This is a genomic window from Streptomyces sp. NPDC058000 (genome assembly GCF_042886435.1).
In the GTDB taxonomy this organism is placed as follows: domain Bacteria; phylum Actinomycetota; class Actinomycetes; order Streptomycetales; family Streptomycetaceae; genus Streptomyces.
On sequence record NZ_JBHVQS010000002.1, the window covers coordinates 19,514 to 35,290 of the forward strand.

General features: G+C 73.2%; 11 protein-coding genes. 6 read left to right on the forward strand and 5 right to left on the reverse strand.

Features of this window, described 5'->3' with window-relative positions; translation table 11 throughout:
• Nucleotides 1–420 precede the first annotated feature (420 nt).
• Nucleotides 421–1,845: a lipase maturation factor family protein gene (locus ACFVT2_RS02905; protein WP_390011292.1), complete on the forward strand. Its 1,425-nt coding sequence runs from the start codon at nt 421–423 to the stop codon at nt 1,843–1,845.
• On the opposite strand, the gene ACFVT2_RS02910 is transcribed toward ACFVT2_RS02905, so the two are convergent.
• Nucleotides 1,739–2,827 (reverse strand): tetratricopeptide repeat protein, encoded by a 1,089-nt coding sequence (locus tag ACFVT2_RS02910; protein WP_390011294.1) that lies wholly within the window; start codon nt 2,825–2,827, stop codon nt 1,739–1,741. The two genes, ACFVT2_RS02905 and ACFVT2_RS02910, sit on opposite strands and share 107 nt — an antisense overlap.
• A gap of 244 nt (nt 2,828–3,071) precedes the next feature.
• On the opposite strand from ACFVT2_RS02910, the gene ACFVT2_RS02915 reads away from it, so the two are divergent.
• Complete coding sequence (locus ACFVT2_RS02915) at nt 3,072–4,289, forward strand: lactonase family protein (protein WP_390011297.1); 1,218 nt, start codon at nt 3,072–3,074, stop codon at nt 4,287–4,289.
• Nucleotides 4,290–4,415: 126 nt separating this feature from the next.
• Nucleotides 4,416–5,852, forward strand: a complete 1,437-nt coding sequence (locus ACFVT2_RS02920; RefSeq protein ID WP_390011300.1) for an amino acid permease — start codon at nt 4,416–4,418, stop codon at nt 5,850–5,852.
• Nucleotides 5,853–6,084: 232 nt separating this feature from the next.
• Here ACFVT2_RS02920 and ACFVT2_RS02925 read toward each other — a convergent pair whose 3' ends face one another.
• Nucleotides 6,085–6,822, reverse strand: a complete 738-nt coding sequence (locus ACFVT2_RS02925) for a transglycosylase family protein (RefSeq protein WP_390011302.1) — start codon at nt 6,820–6,822, stop codon at nt 6,085–6,087.
• A gap of 692 nt (nt 6,823–7,514) precedes the next feature.
• Complete coding sequence (locus ACFVT2_RS02930; RefSeq protein WP_390011305.1) at nt 7,515–8,264, reverse strand: PaaX family transcriptional regulator C-terminal domain-containing protein; 750 nt, start codon at nt 8,262–8,264, stop codon at nt 7,515–7,517.
• Between the two features lie 82 nt (nt 8,265–8,346).
• Here ACFVT2_RS02930 and ACFVT2_RS02935 point away from each other — a divergent pair, with 82 nt between their 5' ends.
• Both ACFVT2_RS02935 and ACFVT2_RS02940 read left to right on the forward strand, forming a co-directional pair.
• Nucleotides 8,347–9,996: an acyl-CoA dehydrogenase family protein gene (locus ACFVT2_RS02935; RefSeq protein ID WP_390011308.1), complete on the forward strand. Its 1,650-nt coding sequence runs from the start codon at nt 8,347–8,349 to the stop codon at nt 9,994–9,996.
• Nucleotides 9,996–10,781, forward strand: coding sequence for a crotonase/enoyl-CoA hydratase family protein (locus ACFVT2_RS02940; protein ID WP_390011310.1), 786 nt, complete (start codon nt 9,996–9,998; stop codon nt 10,779–10,781). Before ACFVT2_RS02935 ends, ACFVT2_RS02940 begins: the two co-directional genes overlap by 1 nt.
• Nucleotides 10,782–10,988: 207 nt before the next feature.
• Here ACFVT2_RS02940 and ACFVT2_RS02945 read toward each other — a convergent pair whose 3' ends face one another.
• Complete coding sequence (locus tag ACFVT2_RS02945; RefSeq protein ID WP_390011312.1) at nt 10,989–12,083, reverse strand: hypothetical protein; 1,095 nt, start codon at nt 12,081–12,083, stop codon at nt 10,989–10,991.
• 25 nt (nt 12,084–12,108) lie between these two features.
• Nucleotides 12,109–13,188: a hypothetical protein gene (locus ACFVT2_RS02950; RefSeq protein WP_390011314.1), complete on the reverse strand. Its 1,080-nt coding sequence runs from the start codon at nt 13,186–13,188 to the stop codon at nt 12,109–12,111.
• A gap of 314 nt (nt 13,189–13,502) precedes the next feature.
• Between ACFVT2_RS02950 and ACFVT2_RS02955 the strand changes: the two genes are divergently transcribed.
• A complete protein-coding gene (locus ACFVT2_RS02955) occupies nt 13,503–15,650 on the forward strand; it encodes a SpoIIE family protein phosphatase (protein ID WP_390011317.1) in 2,148 nt (715 codons plus the stop codon).
• The last annotated feature ends 127 nt before the right edge of the window (nt 15,651–15,777 follow it).

A 15,777-nucleotide genomic window follows, 5' to 3' on the forward strand; every position in this document is an offset into this window, starting at 1 on the left:
CGCACTCCTTCTTCGAGGTATTGGTTCCGACGCGGTGGCGCCTTCGTTCACAGACCGGGAGGTCGGCCAGGGTGTGTGGCGTTCCCGCGACGGGCCAATGGTGTTGGCTTCTCCCAAGGAGGGTCGTCCGTCGCCCTCCAGGATATCGATGCCGCTCGTGGACCGCTCGACTTTTTCCGCCGATAACGGCACGTCTCGGGATCGCGGGGTATCCGCCCGGCGCCACGGCCCGCGCCGGGGCGCGGGAACACGCTGCGTCATTCACCCGACTGGCCGTCAGCCCCTCTTCCGCGCCGCGTTCGCGGGGCCCAGGTTGCCGGGTGCGGTGCCTTCCGTAGCGTGGGACGGTGGTCCGCGTACGGCAGGGGCGCCCGCGCGCCGTGTCCGTGCGGGGGTGGCCGCGGTGCTACCCATGGGCGGGTGGAATGGTTCTCGGATCCCGGCTCGTGGCTCGGGCGGCTGGTCTTCCAGCGTCTGCTCGCGGTGCTCTATCTGGTCGCGTTCGTCGCCGCGGCCCGGCAGTTCCGGGCGCTGCTGGGGGTCCGCGGGATGCTGCCGATCCCGGCCTTCACGGCGCGGGTGCCGTTCCGGCTCTCCCCGTCGGTCTTCCAGCTGCACTACTCGGACCGCTTCTTCGCGGCCTGGGCCTGGGGCGGGGCGGTGCTGGCGGCGGCGGTCGCGACGGGGGCGGCGGACGCGGTGCCGCTGTGGGCGGCGATGGCGCTGTGGGCCGTGCTGTGGGCGATGTACCTGTCCATCGTCAACGTCGGGCAGACCTGGTACGGGTTCGGGTGGGAGACGCTGCTGCTGGAGGCGGGGGTGCTGGCGGTCTTCCTCGGCAACGCCGACACCGCGCCGCCGGTGCTGATCATGTGGCTGTTGCGCTGGCTGCTGTTCCGGGTGGAGTTCGGGGCCGGGCTGATCAAGATGCGCGGGGACCGCTGCTGGCGCGATCTGACCTGCCTGTACTACCACCACGAGACCCAGCCGATGCCGGGTCCGCTCAGCTGGTTCTTCCACCGTCTGCCGAAGCCGCTGCACCGGGTCGAGACGGCCGCCAACCACGTGGCCCAACTCGTCCTGCCGGTCCTGCTGTTCACCCCGCAGCCGGTGGCCGGGTGGGCGGCCCTGGGGATGGCCGCCACCCAGCTGTGGTTGGTGCTGTCCGGCAACTTCTCCTGGCTGAACTGGGTCACCATCGCCCTGGCGCTGTCGGCCGCCGCCCCGCTGTGGGGCGGTCCTCCGCCGGCGCCGGGCGCGCCGCCGGTGTGGTTCGAGGCGGTGGTGACCGCGGCCGCCGTCGGCGTCCTCGCGCTCAGCTACCGCCCGGCCCGCAACCTGCTGTCCCGGGGCCAGTTGATGAACACCTCGTACGAGCCGCTGCACCTGGTCAACTCCTACGGCGCGTTCGGCAGCATCACCCGGGTGCGCCGGGAGATCGTCGTCGAGGGCACCGCGGACGCGGTGTCCGGGCCCGGTACGACCTGGCACGCGTACGAGTTCCACGGCAAGCCCGGTGAACCGGCGCACCTGCCCCGCCAGTTCGCCCCCTATCACTTGCGGCTCGATTGGTTGATGTGGTTCGCGGCGCTCTCGCCGGCCTACGCCCAGTCCTGGTTCGTACCGTTCGTGGCGCGGCTGCTGGAGAACGACCGGGACACCGTGCGGCTGCTGCGCCGCAATCCGTTCCCCGACCTGCCGCCGGCCCGGGTGCGGGCCCGGGTGTTCCGCTACCGCTTCACGACCTGGCGGGAACTGCGGGAGACCGGAGAGTGGTGGCACCGGACCGCGGAGCGGGAGTTCCTGCCTCCGGTGTCGCGGTCAGCTCTGTACGGAAGGCGATGACCATCTCGCGGGCGTGCCGCAGCCCGATCCGGTTGAAGTCCTTTTCCAGGACGTCGAGTTCGGTGAGGGTTCCGGTGCGGTCGCGGCCCAGCCGGGCGCGGGACTTGGCCAGGCCCAGCCGGGAGAGCGCCTCGCCGCGCGGCTCCTGCATCTCCCGGAACTCGCGCAGCGCGAGGGCGTAGGTGTCGCGGGCCTCGGCGTGGCGGCCGGCGCGGTAGAGGACGTTGCCGCGCATCTTGTGGTTGTAGGCGAGCGCGCCGGCCAGGTCCATGGTGCGGCAGATGGCCTCCGCCTCGGACAGCAGGGCCAGCGCCCGGTCCGGCTCGCCGCGGACGGAGAGCACGTCGGCCACCCCGCGCAGCGACCAGGCCCGGCCGCGGAAGTCGTCGGCGGCGGCGGCGATCCGGGCGGACTCCTCGAAGAGTTCCAGGGCCTTGCGGTGGTCGCCGGTGTTGCGGTGCATCTGGGCTATGCCGGACATCGCCCAGACCATGTGCCGGGCCTCGCCGTGCGCCCGGGCCTGTTCCAGGAGTTGTTCGTGCAGGTCGGCGACGGCGGCGTAGTCGCCCTGGATGCGGCCGGTCTCGGCGAGGCCGGCGAGGGAGTAGCCGTGGGCGAGGCGGTCGCCGCCGGTCTCGGCCAGCGTCACCGCGTGGGTGAGGAGCCGCCGGGCCAGTGCCAGGGTGCCGCACTGGCGGGCCAGGGTGCCGCCGCTCCACAGCGCCCAGGCCATGGCGGCGGGGTCGCCGGCGGTCCGGCCGCTGCGGTAGGCGGCGCGCCAGGCGGTGCCCGCCGCGTCCACCCTGCCCAGTCGCCGGTTGGCCTCGCCGACGGCCAGCTGGGCTCTGGACCGCTTGAGCGCGGTGTCCGCTTCGGTGAGTGTCCGGTGCGCGGTGGCCAGCACCTCCTCGTAGGAGGAGTTCACGCTCAGCGCCGAGCCCAGTTCGCCCTGGTACTCCGGGGCGAATGCCTTGCCGTACATCAATCCGTGACCTCTCGATCATGTGTTTGCGGTACCCATGAACGTACGGAAGGGGAGGGGTACGGCGAATCCGTCCACGTATGGGTTGTGATGTACGACTGGAGTGCTACGGGAGGGGTGGGTGGTCATCATCGGGACGTACGGGGTTCTCGGGGTCGGGGAACTGATGAGGGGTCACGAGCGGTGCTCTTGCGGGGTGGTGCGGGGCGGGTCACCCTGACGGGCACGGCACCGGAGGTGTGGCATGGGCGAGGCGGTCGGGGCACGCGACGGCATCGGGCGACGGCGGTTCGTCGGCGCGGTCGGGGCGGTCGGGGCCGTCGCGGCGGGAGTGGTGGGAGTGTCCACAGCGGCGGGAGTGGCCACAGCGGCGGCCGGGCCGGACTGGGGCGGCGCTCCGGTCCGGCCCGGGGAGCGGCGACTGCGGCCCCTGTTCCTGGGGACGTACACCTCGAAGCCGGGCGGCGGCACCGGCATCGGACTGGCCGGCTACGACCCCGACACCGGTGCGCTCACCGCCACCGGGGTGCTCCCGGGCGTCGCCGACCCGTCCTATCTGACCCTGGCCCCGGACGGCCGGACCCTCTACGCGGTCGACGAGCAGGAGGACGGCGCGGTGACGGCGGTCGCGCTGCCGCGGGACGGCGGCGGGCCGGTGGTGCTGGGCAGTCGATCCACCGGCGGGGCCGGGCCGTGCCACCTGTCGGTGCACCCCGGTGGGCGGTGGCTGCTGAGCGCCAACTACCTCTCCGGGAGCGTGGCCGTGCATCCGATCCACCCCGGCAGTGGTGCGCTGGGCCCGCGCACGGACCTGGTCGTCCACGACAGCCCGCCGCCCGGCCCCGGGCAGACCGGGCCGCACGCGCACCAGATCGTCACCGCTCCGGACGGCCGCCACGTGCTCGCCGTGGACCTCGGCAACGACACCGTCTACACCTACCGGCTCGACCCGCGGGCCGGGAAGCTGACCCAGGTGGCGTTCGCGGCGCTGCGGCCCGGCGCCGGGCCCCGCCAGCTGACCTTCCACCCGTCGGGGAGGTACGCCTATCTGGCGAACGAGGTCGACAACACCGTGGTGGTCTGCGGTTACGACCCGCGCAGTGGGCGGCTGGCGCCCGGGGCGCCGCAGTCCACCGGGACCGGTCCGGGCGTGAGCTATCCGGCGCAGATCCTGGTCACCCGGGACGGCCGGTTCGCCTTCCTCGCCAACCGTGGCCACAACAGCCTCACCCGGTACGCCGTGGCGGCGGCCGGGGCCCGGCTGCGACTGTTGGACACGGTGCCGGTGGGTGGCGACTTCCCGCGGCAGATCGCGTTCTCGCCGGACCAGCGGTGGCTGTTCGCCGCGAACCAGAAGTCGGGGTCGGTGACGGTGTTCGCGGTGGAGGCCCGGACCGGGGCACTGGTGCGGGTGGGTGAGCCGTTCGCGGCACCGATGGCGGTCTGCGTGCTGCCGCGCTGAGCGGCGGGGCCGCCGCGGACCACGGCGGCCGAATGACGGGCCGCGCCGGGTCGCGGCGGGTGGTCCGGCGCGGCTGAAACATTGCGGCAACAGGCACGCAGGATTGGCGCGTTAGCGTCGCGCCCCATGAGTACGGGAACCACAGCATCCGGCACCGGTGCCGCACCGGACACCCCGGCGCAGCGGCCGGACCCGGCGGGCCCGGGCGCACAGGCCGCCGGCACGGGCCTGCGGCAGGGCCTCAAACGCCGCCACATGCAGTTGATCGCGCTGGGCGGGGTGATCGGGGCCGGCTTGTTCGTCGGCAGCGGAGAGGTGGTCCGGTCCACCGGGCCGGCCGCGGTGGTGTCGTTCCTGGCGGCCGGCGGTCTGACCGTGCTGATCATGCGGATGCTCGCCGAGATGACGGTGGCCCGCCCGGCGCTGGGCTCCTTCTACGCGCACGTCCGGGAGACCCTCGGGCACCGGGCCGGGTTCGCCGTGGGCTGGCTGTACTGGTACTTCTTCGTGATCGTGGTCGCGGTCGAGGCGGTGGCGGGCGGCCGGATCATCCGGCTGTGGCTGCCCGGCGCCCCGCTGTGGGCGGTCAGTCTGGTGCTGATGACGCTGCTCACGGCGACGAACATGGTGTCGGCGCGCTCCTACGGCGAGTTCGAGTACTGGTTCTCCTCGATCAAGGTCGTGGCGATCGTGGTGTTCCTCTTCCTGGGCGCGCTCTACGTGCTCGGGCTGTGGCCGGGGTCGAGCGGCGGGCTGGCCCAGCTCACCGCGCACGGCGGCTTCGCGCCGGAGGGAATCGGTGCCGTGCTGGCCGCCGTGGTGCCCTGTGTCGGCTTCTTCACCGGTGCCGAGATCGTCACCATCGCCGCCGCGGAATCGGTCGAACCGGAGCGCGCGGTGGCCGGCGCCATCCGGTCGATCGTGCTGCGGGTGGTGGCGTTCTACGTGCTGTCGATCTTCCTGGTGGTCACGGTGGTGCCCTGGACGTCGAAGGCGATCGAGGTCAGCCCGTACGCGGCGGTGCTGGATCGGCTGGCGGTGCCGGCGGCCGGGACGGTGATGAACGCGATCGTGTTGATCGCGGTGCTCTCCTGCTTGAATTCCGCGCTCTACACCTCGTCCCGCATGCTCTTCGCGCTGACCCGGAACGGCGACGCGCCGCGCGGTTTCACCACGGTCAGTGCGAGCGGGGTGCCGCGCCGGGCACTGCTGGCCGGCACCTCGGTCGGATATCTGTCGGTGATCGCGGCGTGGATCTCGCCCGATGTCGTCTTCTCGTTCCTCATCAACTCCTATGGCGCCATTGCCCTGTTCGTCTATCTGGCGATCGCGGTGGCGCAGTTGCGGATGCGGCGCACACTGGAACGCGACGACCCGGCGCGGCTGACCCTGCGGATGTGGGGCTTCCCGTGGCTCAGCCGGCTGACCATCGCGCTGATGGCGCTGGTGATCGGGGCGATGGCGGTACTGCCGGACAGTCGGGCGCAGTTCTGGCTGAGCCTGCTCACGCTGGGTGTCGTCCTGGCCGCGTACGAAATCCGGCGGCGGGTCCGGCGCACCTAGGGCCTGTGCCGGGCAGGCCGTCCGCGGCGCCACGGACGGCCTGCCCTCTCCCCCGGGTCGCGACTCCCGGGTTTCCCCCCCCGGAATCCCCCCGGATTACCTATGGATTCCCCCGGAAAGCCATCGGAACGACCTGGGGATAATTCATCGATTCCCCCTTGCACTCCGTCGGCTTTCCCACGGCAATCCCTCGGTTGAGGATTTTCCACGGCGGCCGGTCAGCCGCCGTCGGTCACCTCGTACCGGATGCGTGGACCTGAAGTTGGGTGCCCGGATAGATGAGGTTCGGGTCCTCGCCGATGACCTGGCGGTTCTGGCGGTAGATTTCCTGCCACGGTTTTCCGTGGACGACGGCGATACCGCTCAGGGTGTCCCCCGCATTGACCACCACCGTGCCACCGGAAACGCGATGCCGGTCCTTCTTGTAGGGCTTTTCCTGGGGCTTGGGGTACTGGCCGTGGGTGCGCTTCGGTACGACCTTCTCCCGGGCCGGCAGGGTGTGCGCGGCGCCGCGGGGGATGCCGCGCAGCCCCAGTGAGGCCGAGCAGGCGGGCCAGGCGCCCCAGCCCTGGCGGGCCAGTACGCGTTCGGCGACCTGGATCTGCTGTGCCCGCGATGCCCGGGCGGCGCGTGACGCATAGCCGTGGCCACCGAAGGAACGCCAGGTCGAGTGGCCGAACTGGAGCCCTCCGGAGAAGCCGTTGCCGGTGTCGATCCGCCAGTTGCCGCCGCTTTCGCACTGGGCCAGGCGGTCCCAGGTGCCGCTGCTGACGGCTTCGGCCGGTTCCTCGGACACCGCGCCCAGCGCGCCGGCGGCCAGCAGGACGGCGACCGCGGTGACACCCCGGGCCCCCCGGCCGCGCAGTGCCTCGCCGCGGACGGTCCGGTCCGCCGGTTCGCGGACTTCCGCTGCCCGGCATACCTGCGGTTCCGGCGATTCCTGCGTGTCCGGTACCTGCTGAGTTTCCATGTTGGTGCTCCCGTCGCTTGTTGCTGTGCGTACTGATTTGTCGCTCACTTTCGAATGCCGGGAGGTGCCGGTATTTCGGTGAGCGCGCAGAGATGTCAGCGTTTTCGGCGAGTTCTGGGATTCTGGATCGTCGGGTGGTTTTTCTCCGGGCCGTCGAATTCGACGAGGAAGAGACAACCATGGGCCGCGTCGGCATCGGCAGAGCGCGCGGTAGCGCTTTCGGCGGCCGGCCTGCCCCCTCGCCGCCGGAAGGGGTGCGAAATCCTCCGCATGGCGCGCAGAACCGGCGGGTAGGGGCGCACCCCTCGTGCCCCGGGTGCCCGACCGACCGGCAATCGCCCGGACGTTCGACTCCGGGGGGTTACGCCCAGTGCATCCGCCGGCCTCGGTGCATACGCGCGGCGGGGGCCGCACGCACCGCGCACGGCCGACGCGGCGGTGCCACCACCCGGGTTTCACCGGGAGGTGGCAGGTCGTACGGCCCGCGGCGGCCCGCCGCGCGGCGCGCACCGGACCGGCGCACCGGCACCGCTCCAGGAGGCCCGCTCCGTGCGCCCCCACCCGTGTCGGCACGCTCCGCATCCGCGCGCGTCACCGCGCTGCCCGTGCGCCCCTCCGACCGGCCGACCCGCCGTCCCCGGGGGGCGGGGAGCGCCGCGCCAACGGGGTGGCACGTGCGCGGGGCAAGCGCACTACCCGTCGCCGGGGGCCAGGAAGTGCTGGAGCCGTTCCCGGAATTCGGCCTCGAAGGCGTCGTAGCGGGAGCGGAGGGCGGCGCCCGGCCAGGCGTCCGGGAGGAGGGGCGCGGGCAGCAGCGGATCGGTGAGGAGGTGGCGGAGGACCGCCGCCGCGACGGTGAAGCGGTCGGCGGGGGCCTCGGCGCGGTCCAGCGCGGCCAGCAGCTCGCGGGCGCGCGTCGCCCAGCCGTCCAGGTCCCACAGGCTCCGGGCCAGCGCGGCCGGGTCGGCGTCGGGGGCGCCGGTGAACCAGGTGCACTGCGCGGTGGCCGCCGCCGGGCGGGGCCGGTCGAGGTTGGCGGGCCGCAGCCAGCTGCCCTCGCGCAGTTCGGCCAGCCGGAGCGCGGCCATCGCCTGGCGCAGGGCGGTGCGTTCGGCGGGCGGGCGGCTGCCGTCCGCGGTGACCACGGCGATCTCCCAGGCGCCGTGCCACGGGCGGGTGCGCGGCGCGCGGCTCTCGTCCTGTCGGGCCTGGCGCGCCAGCAGTCGGGTGGTCAACGCGTAGCTGCCCGCGTGCTGCCGCAGGTCGCCGGCCGCGACCATCCGGGAGAGCGCGACCCGGACGGTGCCCTCGGCGATGCCGAAGAGTTCGCCGACCCGCACCAGCGCGCGCACCGGGAGCCGGGGCGGGTGATGGCCGAGGAGGGTGCTCAGCACGACGGAGCGGGCGGTCAGCGGCCGGAGGGCGAGTGGGGCGTCGTTCATAGGTCCGGGAAGTCTAGATCGTGCGGACGGAACAGCGCCTTACAGTCTTCCTCCAGTCGTTGAGAATCTGTAATGTCGCGGTATGACCGTCACCCATGAAGTAACCAATCAGGCCCCGCCGCTGACGGGTTTCAGCGCCGCGGACGAGCCGGCGTTGCTGGCGGCGCTGCGCCGGGAGGGCGGCGCGTGGGGCGAGCAGGAGGTGCTCGAACTCGGCGCGCTGGCCGGTTCGGCGGCGGTGCAGGACCAGGCGCGCTGGGCGGAGGAGCAGCCGCCCCGGCTGCACACCCACGACCGGTTCGGGCACCGGGTGGACGAGGTCGAGTTCCACCCGGCCTGGCACCAGTTGATGACCACCGCTGTGGAGCACGGCCTGCACGCCGCGCCGTGGACCGACCCGCGCCCGGGGGCGCACCTGGTGCGCGCCGCCAAGTTCTACGTCTGGTCGCAGGCCGAGCCCGGCCACGGCTGCCCCATCTCGATGACCTACGCCGTGGTGCCCGCCCTGCGTGCGGCACCGGACCTCGCCGCGCAGTACGAGCCGTTGCTCGCCGCCCGCAGCTACGACTTCGGGCTGCGCGCCCCGCTCACCAAGCACGGCCTGATCGCGGGCATGTCGATGACGGAGAAGCAGGGCGGCTCCGACGTCCGGGCCAACACCACCCGGGCGGTGCCGGCCGGGGACGGCAGCTACCGCCTCACCGGCCACAAGTGGTTCACCTCGGCCCCGATGAGCGATGTGTTCCTGGCGCTGGCGCAGACCGCCGAGGGGCTGAGCTGCTTCCTGGTGCCGCGGGTACTGCCGGACGGCACCCGCAACGGCATGCGGCTGATGCGTCTGAAGGACAAGCTCGGCAACCGCTCCAACGCCTCGTCCGAGATCGAGTACGAGGATGCCGTCGCCTGGCCGGTCGGTGAGCCGGGCCGCGGGGTGCGGACCATCGTCGAGATGGTGAACATGACCCGGCTGGACTGTGTGCTGGGCTCGGCGGCCGGGATGCGGGCGGGACTGCGGCAGGCCCTGCACCACACCGCCCACCGGCAGGCGTTCGGGCGGGAGTTGGACCGGCAGCCGCTGATGCGCTCGGTCCTGGCCGATCTGGCGATCGAGTCGGAGGCCGCCACCGTGCTGGCGATGCGGCTGGCGGCCGCGGTGGACCGGTCGCAGGCCGGCGACGCCGGGGAGGCGGCGCTGCGCCGGCTGGCGCTGGCGGCCGGGAAGTACTGGGTGTGCAAACGGGGCAGCAGCCACGTCGCGGAGGCCCTGGAGTGCCTGGGCGGCAACGGCTACGTCGAGGAATCGGGCATGCCGCGGCTGTACCGGGAGGCGCCGCTGCTGTCGATCTGGGAGGGCTCGGGCAATGTCGCCGCGCTCGACGTGCTGCGCGCCCTGACCCGCGAACCGGCCGCGCTGGACGCCTACTTCACCGAGGTCGAGACCGCGTCCGGCGCCGACCGGCGGCTGGACGCGGCGGTCGCCGGACTGCGCAAGGCGCTCGGCGAGCTCGGCGACCCGGAGCGGGCTCAGCTGATGGCCCGTTCGCTGGCCGAGCGCCTGGCGCTGGTGCTCCAGGGGTCGCTGCTGGTGCGGCACAGCACCTCGGCGGTCGCCGACGCGTTCTGCGCCTCCCGGCTGGACGGCGAGTGGGGCCACGCCTTCGGCACCCTGCCGCCCGGCGCCGACCTCGCCGGGGTCCTCGGGCGCGCCCGGACCGGCGGGGACGCCGCCTGATGCCCGGGGCCCCCGGCGCCGCCGTACGGGTCGAGCGGGCCGGTCCGGTGACGACGGTGGTGCTGTCCCGGCCCGCCGCCCGGAACGCCGTGGACGGCCCGACGGCCCGTCAACTCGCTGACGCGTTCCGCGCGTTCGACGCCGATGAGCGCGCGCGAGTGGCGGTGCTGTGGGGCGAGGGCGGCACGTTCTGCGCCGGTGCCGACCTCAAGGCGGTCGGCACCGCGCACGGCAACCGTGTCGCGCCGGACGGCGACGGGCCGATGGGCCCGACCCGGATGCGGCTCGGCAAACCGGTGATCGCGGCGGTCGCCGGGCACGCGGTGGCCGGTGGGCTGGAGCTGGCGCTCTGGTGCGATCTGCGGGTGGCGGAGGAGGACGCGGTCTTCGGGGTGTTCTGCCGGCGGTGGGGCGTCCCGCTGATCGACGGCGGCACGGTGCGGCTGCCCCGACTGATCGGCGCGGGCCGGGCCATGGACCTGGTCCTGACCGGGCGTCCGGTGCCGGCCGCGGAGGCCCTGGACATCGGGCTGGTCAACCGGGTGGTGCCCACCGGTACCGCCCGCACCGCGGCGGAGCGGCTGGCCGCGGAGCTGGCCCGCCTCCCGCAGGCGTGCCTGCGCAGCGACCGGGCCGGCCTGCTGGACCAGGAGGGCCGGGCCGAGGAGACCGCCATGGCCGCCGAACTCCGGTACGGGCAGGCCGTGTTGGCCGAGGGCCTGGCGGGCGCGGCGCGGTTCGCGGCGGGCTCCGGACGGCACGGGGCGGCGGACGACGCCCGATGACCGACGACGACCTGACCTACCCGGAGCGGGGCGGCACCCGGCGCGCCCCGCTGCCGCCCGGCTACCACCACGTGCGCGAGGCGGTCCGGTGAGGAGGTGTTCGGCGTCGAGCGCCGCCCGGACGGCTCGGTGCGGCTCACCGTCACCGGATCGGCGTCGAGGCCGGTGGCCACCGTCGGCCACCGGCCGTCATGGCGTGCGAGACCGTCAGTCCTCGCCCTTGTGGTGGACGTTCAGGCACAGCGCCCAGCCGTCGGTGTAGCTGTTCGGCGAGGGCGATCCCCCGGCGTGGGTGGCGGCTGTCCAGTACGCCGGGCGGGCGGTGCCGTCGCTGACCGGGTTGCCGGCGGAGTCGCTCGGGAAGCTGCCGTTGAGGTGGGGGCCGCCCGAGGTGGTCTTCGTGAAGTCGGTCGTCGTCACGTTGCCACCGCTGATGGCGGCGCCGCCGCTGACCAGACTGCCGTCTTCGGGGACGCAGCCGACGGTCACGGTCTGCCCCGTGGCGGCCTGGTCGGGCCCGCTCACCTCGCGGAAGTGGACCGTCGTGACGGCGTGGCCGAGGTTGTTTCCGTGGCCTTCGCCGCAGATCGCGTAGGCGTAGGTGGTGTTGTTGTCGTCGCGTCCGCCGCCGATCCCGCCGACGGCCGTCCAGGAATCGGGGTTGGTCTCGCCGTCGGCCGCGGCCTTCCTGCCGAAGTCGTGTGCGGCGTCGTCGAAGGTGGGGAAGCTCGCGATCGGCTTGAGGCTGCCCACGCTGGCCGGGGTGGTCCGGGCGCCGCCGCCGAGCAGGACCGTGTCGACCGGGCAGGTCGCCGTGACGAGACGGTCCGAAAGGCCGGTGGAGGGACCGGCGATCTTGTTCATGACCACCTGGGTGTGCCTGATCAGGTTGCTCTCGAAACACATCGCGTAGGGAGTGGTGGAGAAGGAGGGGCTGCTGTGGCTCCCGCTCCCGCCGAACGCGAGCCAGTGCGTCACATCGGTACCGACGACGCCGGGCGCACCGGTGTACTCGGTGGCGCCGTCAGGGCTGGGCGCGATGCCCATCACATGGTTGCCGTTGGAGTCCGGGCCGGTGCCGATGGCCTGATCGACCCCGCCACCGGTGATCAGGCCGTGGTCGCAGGCCGCGTGGGACGAGACCCCGGTGAAGGCGGTCGCCGGGCCGACGGTGGCCCCGGGAGTCCGCACGGTGACATCGACGGTCGCGGCGTCCGCGGTTCCCGGTACCGTCACGACCAGCACCGCGCCCAGGACCGCCGCCGCCCGGGCGGCGGAGCGCAGCGAGTTGTTCTGCCTCATCGGTTTTCCTTTCTGAAGTCGGCTGTCAGATGCCGTCGTTGGCACACAGCGCCCAGGCGTCGGTGTGGGTACCGGTCGACGCCTGTCCGCCGGTGTGCCCGAAGGCCGTCCAGTACGCCGCCGTGGTGGTCCCGTCGGTGACCGGGTTGCCGGCGGAGTCGCTGGGGAAGCTGCCGTTGAGGTGGTCGCCGCCGGAACCGGGTCCCGTGAAGTCGGTGGTCGTCACGTTGCCACCACTGATGGCGGCGCCGCCGCTGACCAGGTTCCCGTCGGTGGGGCCGCAGCCGACGGTCGCCGTCTGGCCGGTGCTGCCCGTGGTCGGGCCGGCCACCTCGCTGTAGTGGACCTTCACCGCGACACCGCTGACGTTGATGCCGCTGCCGCTGCAGATCGCGTACGCGTAGGTCTCGTTGGTGCTGTTGCCGGTGCCGGCGTCCCACCCGACGGCGGTCCAGGAGTCGGGGCCGGTCTCGCCGTCGGCCGCGGCTTTCTTGCCGAAGTCGTGTGCGGCGTTGTCGAAGGTGGGGAAGCTCGCGATCGCCTTGAAGTTGCCGACACTGGCCGGGGTGGTCCGGGCGCCGCCGCCGAGCAGGACCGTGTTGGCCGGACAGGTCGCCGTGACAAGGCCGGCCGTCGAGGCCGTGGTGGGCGCGTTGACCTTGTTCATCACCACCTGGGTGTGGTTGATCAGGTTGCTGGCGAAGCACATCGCATAGGGGGTGGTGGCGAACGCGGAGTTGAGCATGCCCCCGGTTCCGCCGATGCCGAGCCAGTGCGTCGCGTCGGTGCCGACGACGCCGGGTGTGCCGGTGTACTCGGTGGTGCCGTCGGCGCTGGGCGCGCTGCCCATCACGTGGTTCCCGTTCACCCCGGCGCCGGTGCCGATGGCCTGGTCGACCCCGCCGCCGGAGGTGAGACCGCTACTGCAGTCCGCATGGGTCGATATCTCGGAGTCGATGGTGGTGGGTCCGCTGGTGGCCCCGGGTGTCTTCACGGTGACGGCAACGGTGTTGGCGTACGCCGTTCCTGACACCGTCACGGTCAGCAGGGCCCCCAGGACCAGTGCTTTCCCCATGCCGGAGCGGAGCCAGACTCTCTTGCTCATCGGAGTCTCCTTCTTCAGCCGCCTACCTGGCGAACGAGCGCACACTCTGCCGCAGATGTGAGGGCGAAGTCTCCTGTCGCATGGCACAAGCAAGGGGATTGCCGCCTGTGCGAGGGCACATCAGGCGGTGCCGCACCGTCCGGGCCGAGCCGGCACTCGGCCGAGACCTGCCTCACCGTCCACAACCTCCCCGGACAGAACACCCGTCCGGGGGGGCACGGCCGTACCCCGCGGTAGCGCCGTCACCGCACGTCACGGTCGCCGTCCTGGCCGCCGGGAATGCGGGCCACGTGGCCCCCGCCTAAGGTGTTCGCATGGCCGAGCGGCCCCCCGACCCCTCCGCGGAGGGCTACGACCCCCGCACCGACCGGGCCGCGCCCCGGGTCGAGGAGGCGGCACCCGGGGTGTCCCACCACGAACCGATCGGCCTGCGCGAGCGGCTGTCGCTGAACCGGATGGGCACCTTCGACTGGGACCTGGACAGCGGGTTCATGGACCTGGACCCCGGCGCCATGGAGGTCTTCGACCTGCGCCCCGGCGAGTACGACGGCGCGCCGATGTCCCTGATCGCCCGGGTGCCCCCGGAGGAGGGCCTGCGGCTGGACGCGGCACTCTCCCAGGCCCTCCAGGACGGCAGCTCCTCCTACGGCGCGTACTTCCGGATCCAGTGCCGCGACGGGACCCGGCGCTGGACCCACTCCCAGGGCCGGATCCTGCACAACGCGCAGGGCGTGGCGTACCGGATCATCGGCATCGTCCGGGAGGCGACCAGCGAACTCGCCGACTCCGCGCTGCTGCGCTCGCTCCAGCAGGAACGGCAGCGGCAGACCGTGATGGTGCAGCAGACCACCGCGGCGCTGGCCCGCGCGATGTCGGTGAAGGACGTGACGCGGGTGCTGACCGGCACCGGCGGCGCCCGCCGGTTCGGCGCGGACGCGCTGGTGCTGGGCCTGGTCGAGAGCGACCGGTTCGAGGTGATCGCCACCGCCGGGCTGGACGGCGAGGTGCCCGCCGACATGATGAACTCGCGGCTGGACGACACCCTCCCGCTGTCCGACGCGGTGCGCTCCCGGCGGCCCAGCTTCCTGAGCACCCGCGGTGAGCTGGTCGCCCGCTATCCGCTGCTGCGCCCCTCCGTCGACGTACTGCCGACCGGAAGTGCCGCCTTCCTGCCGCTGATCGCGCAGGACACCGTCCTCGGGGCGCTGGGGCTGTTCAACCACGAGCCGGCGGTGCAGTCGCCGGAGGCCCGCAACCTGGCGCTGGCACTGGCCGGTGTGGTGGCGCAGTCCTTGCAGCGGGCCACCCTCTTCGACCAGGAGCGGGAGTTCGCGACCGGGCTACAGGCGGCGATGCTGCCGCGCCGGCTGCCGCCGATCGCCGGCGGCGAGGTCACCGTCCGCTACCACCCGGCGAGCGTCGGCCGGGACGTCGGCGGCGACTGGTACGACGTGATCGCGCTGCCGCAGGGCCGCACCGGGCTGGTGGTCGGCGACGTCCAGGGACACGACACGCACGCCGCGGCCGTGATGGGCCAACTCCGGATCGCGCTACGCGCCTACGCCAGCGAGGGCCACGCGCCGGAGACGGTGCTGGTGCGGGCCTCCCGCTTCCTGGCGGAGCTGGAGACCGAGCGGTTCGCGACCTGCACCTACGTCCAGGCCGACCTGGAGTCCGGAGCGCTGCACATCGCCCGGGCCGGCCATCTGGGCCCGCTGATCTGCAACACCTCCCGGCACATCGACTGGCCGGAGATCAGCGGCGGGCTGCCGCTGGGCCTGGCCACCGCCTTCGGGCAGGACCACTTCCCGGAGACCCAGCTGTTCCTGGAGCCGGGGTCGACGCTGCTGCTGTGCACCGACGGGCTGGTCGAGCAGCCCGGCCAGGACATCTCGGCCGGGATCGACGCCCTGTCCGCCGCGGTCCGCACCGGGCCCGCCGCACTGGACGCGCTCGCCGACCGGCTCTCCGACCACCTGTGGGCCGAGCCCGGTTCGGACGACGACATGGCGCTCCTGCTGCTGCACCGGAACGTGATCCCCGGGGAGGCCGCCACGCCCCGGCTGCGGCTGCACGTCCACCAGGCCGACCCGGCGGGCACCGCGGAGGTCCGCTCGGCGGTGCGCCGCACACTGGACCAGTGGCGGGCGGGCGCGGTCACCCACGACGTGGAGGTGGCCGCCTCGGAGCTGATCGCCAACGCGCTCACCCACACCGAGAGCGGCGCGCTGGTATCGGTGGAACTACTGCCCGGTTCCCCGTGCCGGATCCGGCTTGAGGTCGAGGACCGGTCCAGCCAGTGGCCGCGGCGCCGGCGGCCCGGCGAGACGGCGACCTCCGGGCGGGGACTGCTGCTGGTGGAGGCGCTGGCCGACCGCTGGGGTGCCGAGCCGCGGGGTTCGGGCAAGGCCCTGTGGTGCGAGTTCGTGGTGCCGGACGGCCCGACCGGTAGCGGAGTCTGAACTCCCGTATGCGGCCCGGGAGATGAGCGATGCGGACGGTCCGGGCCCGGCCGGCGGAACCGGCCCTCCGGCCGGGGTGATCGTGCCAGGATGGCGACGATCGTTCGTCATGCAGGGGGAGGGCATC

Excerpts from the sequence above, each read along its gene's own strand:
- ACFVT2_RS02910 (WP_390011294.1), bottom strand. The coding sequence starts at position 2,827 with ATGTACGGCAAGGCATTCGCCCCGGAGTACCAGGGCGAACTGGGCTCG.
- ACFVT2_RS02915 (WP_390011297.1), top strand. The coding sequence starts at position 3,072 with ATGGGCGAGGCGGTCGGGGCACGCGACGGCATCGGGCGACGGCGGTTC.
- ACFVT2_RS02940 (WP_390011310.1), top strand. The coding sequence starts at position 9,996 with ATGCCCGGGGCCCCCGGCGCCGCCGTACGGGTCGAGCGGGCCGGTCCG.
- ACFVT2_RS02930 (WP_390011305.1), bottom strand. The coding sequence starts at position 8,264 with ATGAACGACGCCCCACTCGCCCTCCGGCCGCTGACCGCCCGCTCCGTC.
- ACFVT2_RS02935 (WP_390011308.1), top strand. The coding sequence starts at position 8,347 with ATGACCGTCACCCATGAAGTAACCAATCAGGCCCCGCCGCTGACGGGT.
- ACFVT2_RS02925 (WP_390011302.1), bottom strand. The coding sequence starts at position 6,822 with ATGGAAACTCAGCAGGTACCGGACACGCAGGAATCGCCGGAACCGCAG.
- ACFVT2_RS02950 (WP_390011314.1), bottom strand. The coding sequence starts at position 13,188 with ATGAGCAAGAGAGTCTGGCTCCGCTCCGGCATGGGGAAAGCACTGGTC.
- ACFVT2_RS02955 (WP_390011317.1), top strand. The coding sequence starts at position 13,503 with ATGGCCGAGCGGCCCCCCGACCCCTCCGCGGAGGGCTACGACCCCCGC.
- ACFVT2_RS02920 (WP_390011300.1), top strand. The coding sequence starts at position 4,416 with ATGAGTACGGGAACCACAGCATCCGGCACCGGTGCCGCACCGGACACC.
- ACFVT2_RS02945 (WP_390011312.1), bottom strand. The coding sequence starts at position 12,083 with ATGAGGCAGAACAACTCGCTGCGCTCCGCCGCCCGGGCGGCGGCGGTC.